The following is a 16,262-nucleotide window of genomic DNA, read 5'->3' as shown; positions in this document are numbered from 1 at the left end:
GTTCACGGGGGTCCGGCGGGACACCCCTGTCGACCTCCCATCCTGCAACAGCGCCAGGATGGGGGCATGTCCGGTCCGTCACACGCAGCCCAGTCGCGCGGCTCCGGTCGCACCGCCGTCGTCACCGGGGCCTCGAGCGGCATCGGCGCCGCCACCGCCGAGCGGCTCGCCGCCGAGGGGTTCGACGTCGTCCTCGGCGCGCGCCGGCTCGACCGGCTCACGGCCCTGGCCGAGCGGATCGGCGCGCGGGCGCTGCCGCTGGACGTGACCGACCCGGCGTCGGTCGAGGCGTTCGTCGCGGCGCTGGACCGGGTCGACGTCCTGGTCAACAACGCCGGCGGCGCGTTCGACGCCAAGCCGGTCGCCGAGGCCGACCTGGACTCATGGCAGCGCTCCTTCGACGTGAACGTGCTCGGCACGGTGCGGCTCACCAAGGCGCTGCTGCCGGCGCTGCGGGCCTCCGGCGCCGGCGACGTCCTGTTCGTCGGCTCGACCGCGGGGCTGGTCAGCTACGAGGGCGGGGCCTCCTACACGGCGGCCAAGCACGGGGTGCACACGCTGGCCGAGACGCTGCGGCTGGAGCTGGTCGGCGAGCCGGTGCGGGTGATCGAGATCGCGCCGGGGATGGTGCGCACCGAGGAGTTCGCCCTCAACCGCACGGGCTCGGCCGACGCCGCCGCGGCGGTGTACCGGGGGGTGCGCGAGCCGCTGGTCGCCGAGGACGTCGCCGACTGCATCGCCTGGACGCTCACCCGCCCGCACCACGTGAACGTGGACCTGCTCGTCGTCCGGCCGCGGGCGCAGGCCGCCCAGCACAAGGTCCACCGCGACGGGTGAGTGGAGTGTGTCGAGCGAGGTCTCCTCGCTCGACACACTCCATCACGGGTGGACGGCGGTCGGTTCGCGCTCCAGGTGCACGCCGAAGCGCTCCTCGACGGCGGCGACGACCTCGGCGGCGAAGGCCAGCAGCTCGGTGGCGGTCGCACCGGGCTCGGTGGTCAGCGCCAGGCTGTGCCGCGGGGAGGTGCCCACCCGGCCGCGGCGGGTGCCCTTGCCGTAGCCGGCCGACTGCACCAGCCAGGCGGCCGACAGCTTCACGTGGCCGTCGCCGGCCGGCCAGCTCGGGCAACCCTCGACGGCGCGCTCGGCGGGCACCACGGGGTTGGTGAAGAACGAGCCGGCGCTGCGGGTGTCGGGGTCGGCCGGGTCCCACACCATGCCCTTTCCGCGGCGCAGCCCGAGGACGGCCTCGCGGACGGCGGCCAGCGGCGCGGTCTCCCCCAGCTGCACGTCCAGGGCCCGCGCGAGCTCCGCGTACCCGACCGGCCGGGAGACCGCCGACGGCGTCAGCGCGAAGCCGACGGTGAGGACGACGAACCGGCCGGGCTCCCGCTTGAGCCGGCTGTCGCGGTAGGCGAAGCCGCAGTCGGCGTTGGTCAGCGTGCGCTCGCGGCCCTCGGCGCGGTCCCACACCCGCACCGTCGTGACGACCTGCGCGACCTCCTGGCCGTAGGCGCCGACGTTCTGCACCGGGGTCGCGCCGGTCGACCCGGGGATGCCGGCCAGCGCCTCGATGCCGGCCAGGCCGGTGGAGACGGTGTGCGCGACCAGGTCCTCCCACGGCTCCCCGGCCTGGACCACCAGCTCGGTGCCGCCCTCGACCTCGCGGCGCTCGACCCCGCGGGAGCGCACCAGGACGACGTCGCCGGGCCACCCCTCGTCCGGCGCGACCACGTTGGAGCCGCCGCCGAGCAGCAGCAGCGGGCGGCCGGCCTCGTCGGCGTCGCGCACGGCGGCGACGAGCTCACCGGCGTCGGCGACCTCCACCAGCCGCGCGGCCGGCCCGCCGACCCCGAGGGTGGTGAGCGCGGCGAGGGGGACGTCGGAGCGGACCTGCACGCCCCCACGCTAACCGCGACTACCCTCGGGACCGGTGAGCGAGGCGAGCGGGGGCGACCACAAGCGCCGCGCCGTCCTCCCGGAGACCCCGCGCAAGGCCGAGCCGCGGCTGGCCGCCGGCCGGGCCCGCGCGCTCGGCCTGCCCACCCGGGGCACCACGAACGCCAACCGGCTGCGCCGGGTGGACCGCTGGCTGGTCGCCACCCAGGTGCCGCGGCTGCGCGACGCCGCCGTCCCGCTGGTCGTCGACCTCGGCTACGGCGCCTCCGCCGTGACCACCGTCGAGCTCGCCGAGCGGCTGGGGCCCTCGGTGCCCGGCCTGCAGGTCGTCGGCCTGGAGATCGACCCCGAGCGCGTCGCCGCGGTGGCCGCCGACCGCGACCCGCCGCGGCTGGACTTCCGGCTGGGCGGCTTCGAGCTGGCCGGCCTGCGCCCGGTGCTGGTGCGCGCGTTCAACGTGCTGCGCCAGTACGACGAGGAGTCCGCGGCCCGCGCCTGGGAGACGACGTGCGCCGCGCTCGCCCCGGGCGGCCTGCTCGTGGAGGGCACCTGCGACGAGTGGGGACGGCGCTCGGCCTGGGTCGCGCTGGACGCCGGCGGCCCGCTCACCCTGACCCTCGCCGCGCGCGTCGCGGACCTGGACCGCCCCTCCGACCTGGCCGAGCGGCTGCCCAAGGCGCTGATCCACCACAACGTGCCCGGCGAGCCGGTGCACGAGTTCCTGCGCGCCTTCGACGCCGCGTGGGCCGCCGCGGCGGGGTTGTCGGCGTTCGGCCCCCGGCAGCGCTGGGCCGCCGCCGCCCAGACGCTGGCCGACTCCGGCTGGCCGCTGGTCGGGTCCACGCGCCGGTGGCGCGACGGCGAGGTCACCGTCCGCTGGTCGGCCGTGGCGCCGCGGACGCCCGCGTGAGCCGCCGCACGGTCGAGCCGCCGCCACCGCCGGGCCGGGTGCCCGTGGCCGGGGGCGTCGCGGAGCTGCTCGGCGACGCCGACCGGGACGGCGCCTGGGTGCTGCTCGTCGACGACACCCCGCAGTCCCACGTCGACCTCGCCGACCCGACGCACCTGGAGTTCGAGTACGTGCGGCGGATGGGGCACGTGCTCGACACCGCCGCGCCCGAGGGGAGCCCCCTGGACGTGCTGCACCTGGGCGGCGGCGCGCTGACCCTGGCGCGCTACGTGGCGGTGACCCGGCCGGGGTCGCGCCAGCGGGTGGTGGAGGTCGACGAGCCGCTCACCGAGCTGGTCCGCGCGCACCTGCCGCTGCCCCGCGGCGCCCGGGTGCGGGTCCGCGCCGCCGACGCGCGGGCGGGCCTGGCGGCCACGCACGCGGCCAGCAGCGACGTCGTCGTGTGCGACGTGTTCGCCGGCGCGCGGACGCCGGCGCACCTCACCACGGTGGAGTTCGCCGCCGACGTGCACCGGGTGCTGCGACCGGGCGGCGTCTACGTGGCGAACGTGGCCGACGGCCCGCCCCTGCGCTTCGCCCGCGGCCAGGTGGCGACCCTGCGGGCGGTGTTCGCGGAGGTCTGCCTGGTGGCCGAGCCGGGGACGTTCCGCGGCCGCCGCTTCGGCAACCTGGTGGCGGTGGCGTCGGACGCGCCGCTGCCGGTGGCGGCGCTGACCCGGCGGTGCGCCGGGGACCCGATGCCCGCCCGGGTGGTGGACGGCGCCGACCTCGACCGCTTCGCCGGGGACGCGCGGCCGGTGACCGACGCCGAGGCGGCGCCCTCGCCCGAGCCGCCGCCCGGGGTCTTCAGCCGCTGAGCAGGCCGCGGACGCCGTAGCCTCGGACCATGACGGCTCCCGCACCCCTGCTCCGCCGCGACGTCCGCAACAAGAGGCTCGGCGGGGTCTGCGCCGGGATCGCCCGCCGCTACGGGTTGTCCACGGGCGGCCTGCGGCTGGCCTTCGTGCTCTCCTGCGTGCTCCCCGGCCCGCAGATCGTCGCCTACCTCGTGCTGTGGGCGGTCATCCCCGCCGGGTGAGGACCCAACTGCCGCCCACCGCTCACGAGCTCGCGGCGGGCCCCTGCAGCCGGGCCGGGACGGTCGCCGTCACCAGCCGGTGTTGCCCCGGCGCAGGCCGCGGACGGCCGGGCGCACGTCGACCAGGTAGACGATCGCGGCGATGACCGCCGGCAGCCCGAGGAACGTCATCGGGCCCATGAGGTAGAGGACCAGCGCGGCGGCGGCGGTGATGCCCACCCAGGCCGGCTTGGTGAGCTTGCCGGCGGCGACGTAGCCGGGGGCCGGACGGACCACGGCGTCGACGAGGGCCCAGATCGCGAGCGCGAGGGTCCCGTAGTACAGCGCGACGTACACGAGGCCCTGGAACTCCATGGCGGGAGCGTACTCGCGTCAGGCATCCTCCCGCGGCCGTGCGCGGGGAGGCCGACCCGCCCGGGGGGCGCCCGGTCGCGGACGCGACAGGGCCCCGGAGCGCGACTGCAGCTCCGGGGCCCTGGTCGTGTCCCGGCGGTGGGCCGGGGGTCAGCGCGTCACGCCGAGGGGTCGGCCTTCTTCGCCGAGCGGGCGCGGGTCACGCGGGCCGAGGTGGTGGTGGCCTTGGCGCGGGCCGGGGTGGTCCGCTTGCGCGCCGGCTTGGCGGCGGGCTCCTCGGCGGCCTCGAGGCCGGCCTTGGCGGAGTCGGCGGCCTCGTCGACGGCGGTCTCGGCCTTGGCGGCGACCTTGGTGGCCTTCGCCGCGGTCTTCTGCGCGACCGAGGTCACCTTGTCCGACGCCTCGGCGACGGTCTCGGCGCCCTCCTCGAGCACGTCCTCCAGGGCGTCCTCGACGGCGTCGACGGCACGCTCGGCGCGGCCCACGACCTTGCGGAAGGCCGGCTGGCGGCGCAGCTCGTCGACGACGCCGGCGCCGCGCTCGGCCAGGGTCTCCAGCGTGCTGGCGGCCTGGGTGCGGGCGGTGTCGACCAGGCCGGTCACGGTGGCGCGCACGGTCTCGGGCTTCACGAACCCGCCGAACTGCACGGCGGTGGTGCGGGCGGTCTGCACGGCGCCGCGGGCGCGGCCGGCGGCCTGCTCGGCGCGGGCGCGGGCCTCCTTGGCGGCCAGGTCGGCCTGGACCTGCGCCTCGCCGGGGAGGGCCTCGGCGCGGGTGCGCAGCTGGCCGACGACGGCGCGGGCGCGCTCGACGGCCAGGTCGCCGGCGCCGATGGTGGCGAGCAGCTGGGTCTTGTAGGCCTCCAGCGCCTTCTCGCCGTAGGTCTTCAGGGTCTCGGTGGTGGTGCTCATGCCGACTCCTCCGTGGGGTCAGGGGTGGGGGTCTTCTGGCTGGCGGCGTGCTCGCGGACGTAGGTCTCGTACAGCTCGAGCAGCACGGCCCGGTGCCGCTCGGAGAGCGCCTCGTCGGCGCGGATGGCGGCGACCGTGTCCGGGTTGCCCGACCGGCGGTCGAGGATCCCGGCCTGCTCGTAGAGCGTCTCCGCCGAGATCCGCAGGCCCTTGGCGATGGACGCGAGGATCTCCGCCGACGGCTTGCGCAGACCCCGCTCGACCTGCGAGAGGTAGGGGTTGCTCACCCCGGCGGTGCGGGCGAGCTCGCGGAGCGACACCCGGGCGGCGTTGCGCTGCTCCCGGATGAAGTCCCCGACCTGGGAGCCGGTCGCCGTGACCTCCGACTTCGAGGCGGCCACCGTCTCCGCGACGCTGCCCGCGAGCTGGTCCACCTTCTCGCGCACGGTGGACACCTGCCCGCGGACGAACTCGCTCGGTGTCTGCACGGGTACGACGCTAGCCGCGGGTGCTAGCTGCTGCAAGCGGAGCAGCTAGCACCCGGCCGTGAACCGCCTCACATGCGGCGGTTCGGCTTCAGCCGGCCAGCGCCGCCGCCGCGCGGACCTCCCCCACGACGCCGTCCCCGCCGGTCACCGGCGTGACGACCCAGGTCGCGAGGCTGTCCGCCGGCACGCCCAGGCGGCGCAGGCCCGCCGCCAGCGCGGGGGTGCGGCCCCGGTCGCCGCCGTCGTCCAGCTTGAGCGCGACGGCGCCACGGCCGGGCAGCGCGGCCACGTGGACGCCGTCCGCCCCGCCCTTGACCAGCAGGCCGGGGACGGCCGACATCAGGTCGGTGTCCTCCCGGCCTGTGCCGGCGACCTGCCAGGGCTCGGCGCGCATGGCGTCGGCGACCCGCCGGCCGGGCGTGCCGTCGGGCGCCTGCACCAGCGAGAGCACGCCCCGGGCCAGCCCCGTGAGCGACAGGGCGTGCTGCGGCGCGCCGCAGCCGTCGACGACGACGGCGGTCACCGGTTCGCCGGCGGCCTCGCCCAGGCGCGCCTCGATGGCCTGCTGCAGCGGGTGGTCCCGCGCCAGGTACCCCTCGGTCGGCCACCCGGCGGCGACGCAGGCGGCGAGCATCGCGGCGTGCTTGCCCGAGCAGTTCATGGCCAGCCGCTCGGGGGCGCGGCCGGCGGTCAGCCAGCCGGCGCGGGTGCCCTCGTGGGAGGGCAGCGCCGGCGGGCAGCCCAGCGCGTCCGGCGCGAGGCCGGCGGCGGCGAGGATGCCGGCGGCCAGGTCGCGGTGGCCGTCCTCACCGGAGTGCGAGCCGGCCGCGACGGCGAGCTCCGCGGCCGAGCGCGGCGCCCAGCCCGCGTCGAGGTAGGTGGTGGCCTGCACCGGCTTGTTCGACGAGCGCGGCAGCACCGGCCGGCCGGTGTCCCCGGCGGCGGAGACGACCTCGCCGTCGGGCGCGAGGACGACGAGCGCCCCGCGGTGCACCGACTCCAGGAAGCCCGACCGCCAGACCTCGACGAGGACCGGGTTGTCCGGCCACGTGCTCATCCGGCCCCCGTGCAGGGGCCCGCCGCGAGCGGAGCGAGTGGTGGGGAGCACGGGGGTCCTTCCACCTCGTTCAGTGTCTGCCTTCGTCGGCGAGCAGCGCGGCGACGTCGGCCTCGCCGTTGCGGTAGCGGCGGGCCAGCTCGCCGGCCAGCCCGTCCATGACCTGCTGGACGCCGCGGCGGCGCTCCGACAGCGACCCCTCGGCCGCGGCCAGCGCGCGGGCGGCGCCCTCGAGGTCGGCGTCCGGCAGCTCGCCGATCGCCAGCAGGTCGACCCCCGGCGTCAGCGCGTTGACCCAGGACTCGTACTCCTCCGGCGCGGCCGGCTGCACGGTCTGGTGCCGCCCGAGGCCGTGCGCGGGCCCGCGGCCCTTCTCGGCGAGGATCTCCGGCAGCAGGTCCAGCAGGGAGCGGCCGTCGTGCTCGGCGCGGCGCTGCAGCTCCCGCCGGACGATGTCCAGCCGGCCCTGCAGCAGCCGCCGCGTGTAGGAGAGGTTGACCTCCTCCTGCTCGGCCTGGCGGCGCAGCCGGCGGACCTCGGCCATCGAGCTCCCGACGGCGGACTCGAGGAAGCCGGGGTCGAGCAGCGCGTCGACGGCGGCGCCGCCGGCGGGCGGGTGCTGGGTCATCGGATCTCCACGGACGTCGGGTCGAGGGCGGGTCGGGGCGGGAGCAGCCCGGCGGGCGGGCCGAGGAGCAGGGCGCGGGCCGCGTGCGGGGACAGCGGCGGCCGCTGGGCGATGCGGGCGAGCCCGGCGGCCCGGGCCACCAGCTGCAGGTCCGCCCGGGCGGGGTCGCCTGCCTCGGCGGGGCTGTCGGCGGTGCCGGCCCGCACGTGGCCGCCGGCCGAGAGCGCGGCCAGCAGCACCGGCAGGGCGGCGGGCCCGAGGCCGGCGGCGGTCCAGGTCGCGCCGGCCGGCAGCCGCTCGAGGCAGGCCGCCACGGCGGGGAGGGTGCCCGGGAGGTGGCCGGCCGCGCCGAGGACCAGGCCCACGTGGGCGGGACCGGCCGGCCCGCTCCGCTCCAGCAGCGCCGGGAGGACGTCGAGGTCGCCGAGCGCGACGGCCTCGTAGACCGGTGCCCCGCCGCGGCGCGCCAGCTCTGCGGTCAGCTCCGCCAGCAGGGGCTCGGGCGCGCCGAGCGGCAGGGTGACGAGGTCGGCGCCGATCGCCGGGTCGGCCGCCTGCACCAGCAGGTCGGTCTCCTCGCGCAGCGCCGCGAGGGTCTCCCGGGCGGCGGCGGGGTCCAGCGGCGGCAGCACGACCACGGAGGCGCCCACGGCCTGGCAGTCCCGCGCGGTCGCGGCCAGCTCGTCCGGCGCCGCCGGGGCGGGCGCCACGGTCACGAGGGTCCCCGAGGTCACCGGGGAATGTTCGCAGACCGGACCGCCCTCACCCGCTCCCGGGCCGCGGCCTGTCCCGCGTCGAGGGCGGCCGGCGCGTCGTCGGGGTCGATCGCCGCGCGGGAGCCGCCGACGGTCAGCTCGGCGTCGGCCGCGACCGACTGCTTGACCAGCGCGAGCGCGACGACGCCCAGCTCGTGGTGCCGGACGACGGTCCCGACCCGGCCGACCTCGCGGGCGCCGAGCTGCACCGGCGTGCCGGGCGCGGGCAGGTCCTCGCTGACGCCGTCCAGGTGCAGCAGCACCAGCCGGCGCGGCGGGCGGCCCAGGTTGTGCACGCGGGCCACCGTCTCCTGACCGCGGTAGCAGCCCTTCTGCAGGTGGACGGCGGTGCGCAGCCACTCCAGCTCGTTGGGGATCGTGCGGTGGTCGGTGTCGACGCCCAGCCGCGGACGGCGGGCCTCCACCCGCAGCGCCTCGTACGCGTCCAGCCCGGCGAGCCCCGCACCCGCCGCCAGGAGCGCGTCGGCGGTCGCGTCGACGCGCCCGCGCGGGACCACGAGGTCGACGGCCGGGGCGCCGTCCCCGAGCGCGGGCATCCGGCGGGCCCAGCCGCCCTCGGCCAGCGGCTCGACGGCGTACGGCGCCGCCGGCACCGGCAGGCCGGCGGCGGCGAGGACGTCGTCCCCGCGCGGGCCGACGAGCGTCAGCACCGCCCACGCGCCGGTGACCAGCACCGGCTCGACGCGGAGCATGAAGACCATCCGGGAGAGGAAGGTCTGCAGCGCCTCACCCGTGCCGGGCTCGACGTCGGCGCGGACGACGCCGTCGAGCTCGGCGACCACCAGGTGGTGCTCGACGTGGCCGTTCGGGGAGAGGACCAGCGCCTCGGTGCCGCTGCGGTCGGCCAGCCGCTCCAGGTGCTGGCTGAGCAGGTCGTGCAGCCAGCTGAGCCGGTCGGCGCCGCCGACGGTGAGGACGTCGCGGTCGCTGCGGTCGACCAGCCCGGCGCCCTCGGCGAGCAGCCGTTGCTCGCGCAGGGGGTCGCCGTAGTGGCCGGCCACCGCGCCGCCCTCGACGGCGACGGCGCCCGGCCGGGACAGCAGGGGTGAAGCGGTCACTGGATCAGTCCTCGTTCCCACGCTCTCGGCACGACCGGCACGTCCCGGAGAGCGCGACGTGCCCGATGTCCAAGCTGAAACCCAGGTCGGCGGCCAGACGTTCCGCCGCGGCGTCGAGCAGGTGCGGGTCGGCGGAGTCGATCTCGCCGCAGGCCTGGCAGACGACGTGCAGGTGCGGGTGCTCGAACGCGTGGTAGACCGGCGCGCCCTTGCCCAGGTGGGTGTGCCACACCAGGCCCAGCCGCTCGAGCACCTCGAGGTTGCGGTAGACGGTCGAGGTGTCGGGTGCCGCGCCGTCCGGCCCGGCCTGCTCGCGCAGCCGCGCCCCGATGGCCTCGGGCGTGGCGTGCTCCAGGGCGGCGACCGCGGCGAGCACCTGCGTGCGCTGGGTGGTCAGCCGCATGCCGCGGGCGCGCAGCCGCTCGGCCAGCGGCGCGGTCTCCGAGGCGGGGGGATCCACGTGCTCGACTCTATGGCCCCTGTGCAGGGTCCCGCCCCGAGCCTGCGAGGGACGGGGGGGCACAAGGGTCCTTTCTCTGTTCCGCGGCGAGGGCGGCGAGGTCGCGGAACAGGCCGGCGTAGGCGGCGGCCGGCACGCCGTCCACCGTCGGTCCCGGCTCTCCGGTGACGCCGTCGATGCCGCCCGCCGCCGAGGCGGCCGCCAGGAGGGCGAGGTCCAGGGCCGGGTCGAGGAGCGCCCGGAGCGCGGGCGCCCGGTCCGGCACCGCGCGGGCCAACGCCGCGACCAGGCCGTAGCAGCCCCAATTGGAGGTGCCGGCGACGACGAGCGCGTCGACCCCGGTGCGGCAGGCGATCTCGGCGCCGTGCGGCACGGCGGCGGCCACGACGTCCAGCGGCACGTTGCCCATGCCGATCTCGTTGCCGCCGTCGCCGACCGCGCCCGTGACCAGGCCCGGCGACCCGAAGGCGGCGTGCAGCGGCGCGGTGGTGGCGGTGATGTCGACCGCGCGCATGGTCGTCACCCGGCCGTGCCGGTTGGGCCCGAGGCGCTCGACGGCCACCAGCGCGGCGAGGTCGAGGGCGGACACGGTGGCGCGGACGTCGTCCTCGGTCGCCGTGCGGGGCAGCACCACCGCCGGCCCGCAGCCGGCCGCGGCCAGGCACGCGTCGACGACCGGGCCGCACCAGGCGTCGGTGAGCACGACCGGCGCGCCGCCGAGCAGGGTCAGCGCGCGGGCGAGGACGGCGGTGCCGACCGGCCCGTCGGTCTCGGCGGCCGGCCGCGGCGCCCAGGCGATGTGCACCCCGGTGACCAGCCCGATCCGCCGCCCGGCCGTGGCCGCCCCGGCCAGCATCCCGGCCAGCATCCCGAGCTGCCCGGCGACGGCCTCGCCGAGGGGCGTGGCGTCGCGCGCGCCGGGACGCAGCAGCGCCCGCTCGATCGCGTCCAGCGGCTACTCCACCGGGGGGCGGGCGTCGGCCAGGACCTGCCGCAGCACCGTCAGGTACCGCTCGGGGACGGCGTGCTCGCCGCGCGGCGGGAGGAACCCGGCGACGGTCGAGCCGGTGGCGGCGGCGAACGCGGCCGCCTCCTCCCCCAGCTCGCGCACGACCGGCTGACCGCCCCAGGCGCGGGTGCCGGCGAGGTGCGCCAGAGCCGCGGCGCTCTCGGCCCGCTCCCCGACGCAGTCGAAGGGCTTGTCGGTGGCCCACAGCACCCGGAAGCCCTCGACCAGGGAGGCGTCGGCCAGCGGGTTGCCGCCGAACATGCGCAGCGCCTCGGCCGGGGTGAGGAACACCGCGAACACCAGGTAGGTGAACAGGCACTTGTCGCAGTGCAGGCACCACCGCTGCGTCGCCTCGCCGCCCATGTGCCGCTGCGTGTAGGAGCGGTTGCAGGACAGGATGTGCTCGCGCAGCGGCAGCGCGGCGACCGCGGCCACGGTCGCGAGCTCGGACAGCTGGCGGGTCAGGCTGAAGTAGCCCACCCCGACCTCGGCGGCCGCGGCGGCGAAGAGCCGCTCGAACTCGTAGGACTTCGAGTACTGGTGGTTCACCGGCACGCCGCCGACCGACAGGGTCTCCTCGTCGGCGGAGCGCTCGTTGGCGAAGACGACCGGGTCGTACCCGCCGAGGACGGCGACCAGCGTCGAGATCGCCGAGTTGATCGCGGTCACCGGCACGTGGCCGTTCAGCCCGCCCTCCTGCGTCCGCCGGACCATCAGCGGGTCCAGCCGCCGGCGCACGCCCAGCAGCGGGGCACCGGCGGCCCGCGCGACGTCGCGCTGGGCGTCGGTCGGGTTGACCGCGAGCGCCGTCCCGTCGGGGATGACGACCAGCGCGAGCGCCGAGTCCTTGCCGCCGCCGACGGGCAGCAGCGCGCCGCGCTCCCCCGCGGCCGGCGGCGTCGCGGCGGCGTCCCGCACCTCGACGTCCCACTGGACGGTGTGCGGCAGCGGCAGCCCGTTGACCGCGGCGAACTCCCCCAGCCCGCCGCTGTAGGCCGCCTCGGCGACGGCGAGCTGGGCCTTGCTGACCGGCCGGCGGACGACGACGCGGCCGGGCGCGGCCAGCTTGTAGTAGCTGGTGCCCATCACGAGGTGGACGAGGTCGAGGGCGGCGTCGAGCTGCTCGGGCCGGGTGTCGCGCAGCAGCGCCGGGTCCAGCGTCAGCCGCTCGGTGAACTCGTCGTCGCCCAGCCGGTAGGTGAACGCGGCCTCGCCGGTGGCGACGTCCAGCGAGCGGTCGGTGATCTCGAACGGGGGGACGGTCATCGGGCGGCTCCTGGGAGGGGCTCCGCGCCGGCGGCGAGCACGAGCTCGGTGAACCGGGCGGCCAGTTCCTCGTAGTTGCGGAAGCGGTTGTAGCTCGGGGCGCCGGGCGAGAGCAGGACGACACCTCCGGCGACGGCGGAGGCGACCGCCGAGGCGACGGCCTCCTCCAGCGACGCCGTCTCGTGCACGGCGACCGCCCCGCCGCCGGCCGCCCCCCGGACGTCGGCGGCCAGCCGGGCACCGGTGTCGGGCACGGTCACCAGCGTGACGGTGTCGCTGCGCGCTCCCAACGCCGCGGCCAGCCCGCGGTAGTCCAGACCGCGGTCCTGGCCACCGGCGATGAGCGTCACCGGCCGCCCGGCCAGGGCGTCGAGGGCGGCGAGCACCGACACCGGGGTGGTGCTCAGCGTGTCGTCGACGAACGTGACGTCGCCGAGGCGCGCGACCGGCGAGAGCCGGTGCGGCAGGGCGCGGAAGGCGCCGACCGCGGCGGCGACGGCGCCGGCGTGCGCGGCGAGGTCGAGGCCGAGCAGCGCGCACGCGGCCAGTGCCAGCCGCGCGTTGCCCAGGTTGTGCTCGCCGAGCAGGTGCTCCGGCCGCAGCGCCGCCGCGAGCTCCGCGGGGACCAGGTCGCCGGGGTCGGCCAGCTGCACCGGGTCCAGGTACCGCTCCACCAGCGGGCGGGCCTGCGGCGCCACCACGACCGACCGCGGCGGGCAGGCGGTGAACACCCGCAGCTTGTCGCGGTAGTAGGTGGCCACGTCGCCGTGCCAGTCCAGGTGCTCGGGCGCCAGCGAGGTGACCGCGCCGAGGCCGGCGAAGTCGGGCACGGCCGCGGCCTGGTAACTGGAGATCTCGACGACGAGCGTGCCGCCCTCCGCCGTCCCGTCCAGCAGGACGTCGAGCAGCGGGGTGCCGATGTTGCCGGCGTGCACCGCCGGCCGGCCGGCGGCCTGCAGGGCCGCGGCGGCCAGGGCGCTGGTCGTGCTCTTGCCCTTGGTGCCGGTGACGCACAGGGTCGGGACGGCGCGGCGGGCGAACTCGGCGAGCGCGACGCCGGTGCCGGTGGTCACGCAGGTGCGCTCGGCCAGCTCGCGCGCCTCGGGGCGGTAGGGGCTGATCCCCGGCGAGCGGAAGACGACGTCGCAGCCGGCGAGGTCGGCGACGTCGGCGGAGGCGGTGACCCCGGCCGGCAGCGCGGCGGGGTCCACCGGGCGGCTGTCGACGACGTGCACGCCCGCGGCCCCCGCACCCAGCGCGGCCCGGACGGCAGCGTGCCCCTCTCGACCGTGCCCCCAGACGCCGACCCGCACGCCGGCGAGCTCCTCCAGCCGGACGGAGCGCTCCCGCGGGGGTGCTGCGGGGGCCTGGTCCACGCCTGCCCACTCTACGGACCGGCGGCCGCGCGGACCGGCCGCCGAGCGGGGCTCCCGGTAGGGTCGTCAGCGGTGTGCCGGGAAGTCTGGTCGGCGTCTGCTCCTCGGTGAGCAGTGCCCGACCCGACCCCATCCCCCTAGGAGCCGCCCCCGTGCCCAGCACCGCCTCCGGCCCCCACCGCATCCTCGGCCGCGGGTCCTGGACCGAGGCCGAACGGATCGCCCGCGTCCTGCGCAAGGAGACCGTCGGCGGCGTCCTCCTCCTGGTCGCCGCGCTCATCGCGCTGGTCTGGGCCAACTCGCCCTGGTCGGCGGCGTACGAGACCCTGCGCGACACCCGCGTCGGGCCGGAGGCACTGCACCTGGACCTGACGCTGGGCACCTGGGCGGCCGACGGACTGCTGGCGGTGTTCTTCTTCGTCGCCGGCCTGGAGCTCAAGCGCGAGTTCGTCGCCGGGGATCTGCGCGAACCCCGCCGGGCCGCGTTGCCGATCGCGGCCGCCGTGGGCGGCATGGCGGTGCCCGCGCTCCTCTTCGTGCTGTTCAACCTCGGCCGCGACGACGGCGCGCTGCAGGGGTGGGCCATCCCGAGCGCGACCGACATCGCCTTCGCCCTCGCGGTCCTCGCCGTGATCAGCACCCACCTGCCCAGTGCGCTGCGCACCTTCCTGCTGACCCTGGCCGTGGTCGACGACCTCCTGGCGATCATGGTGATCGCGGTCTTCTACACGTCCGAGCTGGCGGTGACCCCGCTGCTGCTCTCGCTCGTGCCGCTGGCCGCCTTCGGGTTCCTGGTGCAGAAGCGGATCCGCTCCTGGTGGCTGCTGCTCCCCCTGGCCGCGGTGACGTGGGTGCTGATGCACGAGTCCGGCGTCCACGCCACGGTGGCCGGCGTCCTGCTGGCCTTCACCGTGCCCGTGGTCCGCAGCGAGGCCGCCGGCGGGCCCGACGCCGGGCCGGGGCTCGCCGAGCACTTCGAGCACCGCATCCGGCCGATCTCGGCCGGCGTCGCGGTCCCGGTGTTCGCCTTCTTCTCCGCCGGCGTCACGATCGGCGGGCTGTCGGGGCTGGCCGACTCGGCCAGCGACAGCGTGGCCCTGGGCATCGCCGTCGGGCTGGTGGCGGGCAAGGCCATCGGCATCACCGCGGCCACGTGGCTGGTCGCGCGGTTCACCCGGGCACAGCTCGACGAGAACCTGGGCTGGCCGGACGTCGTCGGCCTGGCGCTGCTCGGCGGCATGGGCTTCACCGTGTCGCTGCTGATCACCGAGCTGGCGTACGGGCTGGGTTCGCCCACCTACGACCACGCCAAGGTGGGCATCCTCGTCGGGACCGTCGTCGCCGCCTCGCTCGCCGCGGTGATCCTCCGGGCCCGCAACCGCCGCTACCGGCGGATGTTCGTGGAGGAGCGGGTCGACCGCGACGCCGACGGGATCCCCGACGTCTACCAGGTCGAGAGCGTGGACGACCGGGCCGACCACGTGTCCCGCTGGGGTGACGCGCCGCCCCCGGGCCGGCGCGTGGACGGTTCCGCCGAGGGCTGAAAAAGCTCGTTGCCGACCCTCCGGAGGCGTCGTACCGTCGAGGTACACGAGAGAGGAGGTGGTCCGTAACTTGCATGCTTACAGGACTCGTGAGGTGGCTGTCCGCTAGCCGCCGTCCAGATGGGCCGCCCGTTCGGAGTGGAATCCGAACGACGGCATGATCGCCCGTCCGTCGTACGGCGGCGAGCGAGAACCGGACAGTCACCCGACCCCCGGGCCGCCGACCATTGTCCAGTCGGCCCGCGTGCAGCCCCCCTCGTCGAGGGCCCGGCGCCGCGGAGCAGCCCGGGGGTTGTCCGTTCCCCGGGACGTCCGGCGGTAGGTTCCGTCCCGTGCTGGTGGCCGGGCGCCCCGTCGAGACCGACCTCTCCCCCGCCGCGTGGGTGGCCGATGCCACGCGCTCCGCGCCCCGCGGCACCGTCGCCGCGCTCGTGCCGGCTCGCTTCCCGGCGCACGCGCGGGTGCTGCACCCCGCCGTCCGCTACGACGGCGACGACGACGTGGACGTCCGCTGGGACGAGGTCGCCGCGTACAACGGGACGACGGCGCACCGGCTGATGCAGTGGCCGGGGATCACCGGCTCCTGGGACTACGTCGGCGAGGACGACCAGCCCGACGTCTGGAACGACACCCCGGCGCCGGGTCACCTGCCGGCGCACGTGGCGGTCGAGCTGGCGGCGCTGCTCACCGCCCACACGACCACGCCGGACCGCTGCTTCTTCGGCGTCTGCGACGAGGAGGGCTTCGAGGGGCCGCACCTGGTGCTGCCCTCGTGCGAGCTGCTGGTCGTGAGCGGGCCGGTCACGCTGGCGGCGGTGAACGTGGCGCCCGAGCCGCAGGAGCAGAGCCCCGCGCTGTGGTGGCCGGCCGACCGGGCGTGGTGCGTGGCCACCGACCCGGAGCTGATGAGCACCTACGTGGCCGGCTCGGCCGAGCTCGTCGACGCCCTTCTGGCCTCCCGGCTGGAGGTCCACCCGGCCCGGCCCGGCGACCCGGTCGGCTACGCGGCCGACACCCGCAACCCCGTGGCCCCGCGCTCCTGACGGCCGGTGCCCGGCTCAGTCGCCGGCGAGCACGACCCGGTTGCCGTCGGGGTCCGCGAGCACGAGGACCCGCCCGCCACCACCGGGCTGCGAGCCCTCCTGGGCGGTCCCCGCGGCACGGAGGCGGGCGACCACGGCATCGAGGTCGCCGGTGGCGAGGACCACCGAGGACCGGCCGGCCCTGTCCGGCTCCGACCACACCTGCAGCCCCGAGCCGCCGGGCAGGTGCCACTCGAGCAGGCCGGGCATCGGCCGGGCGTCCGGGGCGCGGTCCCACAACGCCGTGTACCAGCGCTCGGCCGCGTCCAGGTCGGAGACGGTGGACTGGGCGAGGACGGCGGAGAAGGTCGTGCGGGTACGACGGCCGCGGGCGCCCGGGGTCATCGGTGGCCCGGGCGCCCGGCG

19 protein-coding genes are annotated in these 16,262 nt (G+C 77.1%); 6 read left to right on the top strand and 13 right to left on the bottom strand.

Annotated features, from left to right (window positions below):
* The first annotated feature begins 66 nt into the window (after positions 1-66).
* Entirely contained in the window at positions 67-837 is a 771-nt protein-coding gene (locus tag ACI8AX_RS04890; protein ID WP_456548675.1) for an SDR family oxidoreductase, read from the top strand.
* A gap of 42 nt (positions 838-879) precedes the next feature.
* Here ACI8AX_RS04890 and ACI8AX_RS04885 read toward each other — a convergent pair whose 3' ends face one another.
* On the bottom strand, positions 880-1,899 hold the full coding sequence (locus ACI8AX_RS04885) for a UDP-N-acetylmuramate dehydrogenase (RefSeq protein WP_456548674.1): 1,020 nt from the start codon (positions 1,897-1,899) through the stop codon (positions 880-882).
* A 34-nt stretch (positions 1,900-1,933) separates the two neighbouring features.
* Here ACI8AX_RS04885 and ACI8AX_RS04880 point away from each other — a divergent pair, with 34 nt between their 5' ends.
* The 3 genes from ACI8AX_RS04880 to ACI8AX_RS04870 are packed head-to-tail and all read left to right on the top strand — an operon-like array spanning position 1,934 to position 3,887.
* Entirely contained in the window at positions 1,934-2,809 is an 876-nt protein-coding gene (locus tag ACI8AX_RS04880) for a class I SAM-dependent methyltransferase (protein WP_456548673.1), read from the top strand.
* Positions 2,806-3,666: a spermidine synthase gene (locus tag ACI8AX_RS04875; protein ID WP_456548672.1), complete on the top strand. Its 861-nt coding sequence runs from the start codon at positions 2,806-2,808 to the stop codon at positions 3,664-3,666. Before ACI8AX_RS04880 ends, ACI8AX_RS04875 begins: the two co-directional genes overlap by 4 nt.
* Positions 3,667-3,695: 29 nt before the next feature.
* Positions 3,696-3,887, top strand: coding sequence for a PspC domain-containing protein (locus tag ACI8AX_RS04870; protein ID WP_456548671.1), 192 nt, complete (start codon positions 3,696-3,698; stop codon positions 3,885-3,887).
* 69 nt (positions 3,888-3,956) lie between these two features.
* Here the strand turns inward: ACI8AX_RS04870 and ACI8AX_RS04865 are convergent, their stop codons facing one another.
* The 11 genes from ACI8AX_RS04865 to murD all read right to left on the bottom strand — a co-directional run bounded on the left by ACI8AX_RS04865 (position 3,957) and on the right by murD (position 13,270).
* Positions 3,957-4,241 carry a DUF2516 family protein gene (locus tag ACI8AX_RS04865; RefSeq protein ID WP_456548670.1) on the bottom strand — a complete coding sequence of 95 codons (285 nt, stop codon included), beginning with the start codon at positions 4,239-4,241 and terminating at the stop codon, positions 3,957-3,959.
* Positions 4,242-4,399: 158 nt separating this feature from the next.
* Positions 4,400-5,152: a hypothetical protein gene (locus ACI8AX_RS04860; RefSeq protein WP_456548669.1), complete on the bottom strand. Its 753-nt coding sequence runs from the start codon at positions 5,150-5,152 to the stop codon at positions 4,400-4,402.
* The gene (locus tag ACI8AX_RS04855) at positions 5,149-5,640 is read right to left on the bottom strand and encodes a helix-turn-helix domain-containing protein (protein ID WP_456548668.1); all 492 of its coding nucleotides are present in this window, start codon (positions 5,638-5,640) and stop codon (positions 5,149-5,151) included. The genes ACI8AX_RS04860 and ACI8AX_RS04855 overlap by 4 nt, the downstream gene beginning before the upstream one ends.
* Before the next feature lie 88 nt (positions 5,641-5,728).
* Complete coding sequence (locus tag ACI8AX_RS04850) at positions 5,729-6,697, bottom strand: asparaginase (protein ID WP_456548667.1); 969 nt, start codon at positions 6,695-6,697, stop codon at positions 5,729-5,731.
* A gap of 70 nt (positions 6,698-6,767) precedes the next feature.
* Positions 6,768-7,325 (bottom strand): RsiG family protein, encoded by a 558-nt coding sequence (locus ACI8AX_RS04845; protein ID WP_456548666.1) that lies wholly within the window; start codon positions 7,323-7,325, stop codon positions 6,768-6,770.
* Positions 7,322-8,059, bottom strand: a complete 738-nt coding sequence (locus ACI8AX_RS04840; protein WP_456548665.1) for a 3-keto-5-aminohexanoate cleavage protein — start codon at positions 8,057-8,059, stop codon at positions 7,322-7,324. The genes ACI8AX_RS04845 and ACI8AX_RS04840 overlap by 4 nt, the downstream gene beginning before the upstream one ends.
* Positions 8,056-9,159 (bottom strand): CAF17-like 4Fe-4S cluster assembly/insertion protein YgfZ, encoded by a 1,104-nt coding sequence (ygfZ, locus tag ACI8AX_RS04835; RefSeq protein ID WP_456548664.1) that lies wholly within the window; start codon positions 9,157-9,159, stop codon positions 8,056-8,058. Before ygfZ ends, ACI8AX_RS04840 begins: the two co-directional genes overlap by 4 nt.
* 4 nt (positions 9,160-9,163) lie before the next feature.
* Positions 9,164-9,619, bottom strand: coding sequence for a Fur family transcriptional regulator (locus tag ACI8AX_RS04830; RefSeq protein WP_456548663.1), 456 nt, complete (start codon positions 9,617-9,619; stop codon positions 9,164-9,166).
* A 10-nt stretch (positions 9,620-9,629) separates the two neighbouring features.
* Positions 9,630-10,487 (bottom strand): glutamate cyclase domain-containing protein, encoded by an 858-nt coding sequence (locus ACI8AX_RS04825; protein WP_456548662.1) that lies wholly within the window; start codon positions 10,485-10,487, stop codon positions 9,630-9,632.
* Positions 10,488-10,574: 87 nt separating this feature from the next.
* A complete protein-coding gene (locus ACI8AX_RS04820) occupies positions 10,575-11,894 on the bottom strand; it encodes a hypothetical protein (protein ID WP_456548661.1) in 1,320 nt (439 codons plus the stop codon).
* Entirely contained in the window at positions 11,891-13,270 is a 1,380-nt protein-coding gene (murD, locus tag ACI8AX_RS04815) for a UDP-N-acetylmuramoyl-L-alanine--D-glutamate ligase (RefSeq protein WP_456548660.1), read from the bottom strand. Before murD ends, ACI8AX_RS04820 begins: the two co-directional genes overlap by 4 nt.
* 152 nt (positions 13,271-13,422) lie before the next feature.
* Between murD and nhaA the strand changes: the two genes are divergently transcribed.
* Positions 13,423-14,814: a Na+/H+ antiporter NhaA gene (gene nhaA, locus ACI8AX_RS04810; protein ID WP_456548659.1), complete on the top strand. Its 1,392-nt coding sequence runs from the start codon at positions 13,423-13,425 to the stop codon at positions 14,812-14,814.
* 332 nt (positions 14,815-15,146) lie between these two features.
* On the top strand, positions 15,147-15,857 hold the full coding sequence (locus tag ACI8AX_RS04805) for a hypothetical protein (protein ID WP_456548658.1): 711 nt from the start codon (positions 15,147-15,149) through the stop codon (positions 15,855-15,857).
* A 15-nt stretch (positions 15,858-15,872) separates the two neighbouring features.
* On the opposite strand, the gene ACI8AX_RS04800 is transcribed toward ACI8AX_RS04805, so the two are convergent.
* Positions 15,873-16,241: a VOC family protein gene (locus ACI8AX_RS04800; protein WP_456548657.1), complete on the bottom strand. Its 369-nt coding sequence runs from the start codon at positions 16,239-16,241 to the stop codon at positions 15,873-15,875.
* Between the last annotated feature and the right edge of the window lie 21 nt (positions 16,242-16,262).

The organism is Blastococcus sp. SYSU D00813 (genome assembly GCF_054050735.1).
This window is presented reverse-complemented; position numbering and strand designations above follow the sequence as displayed.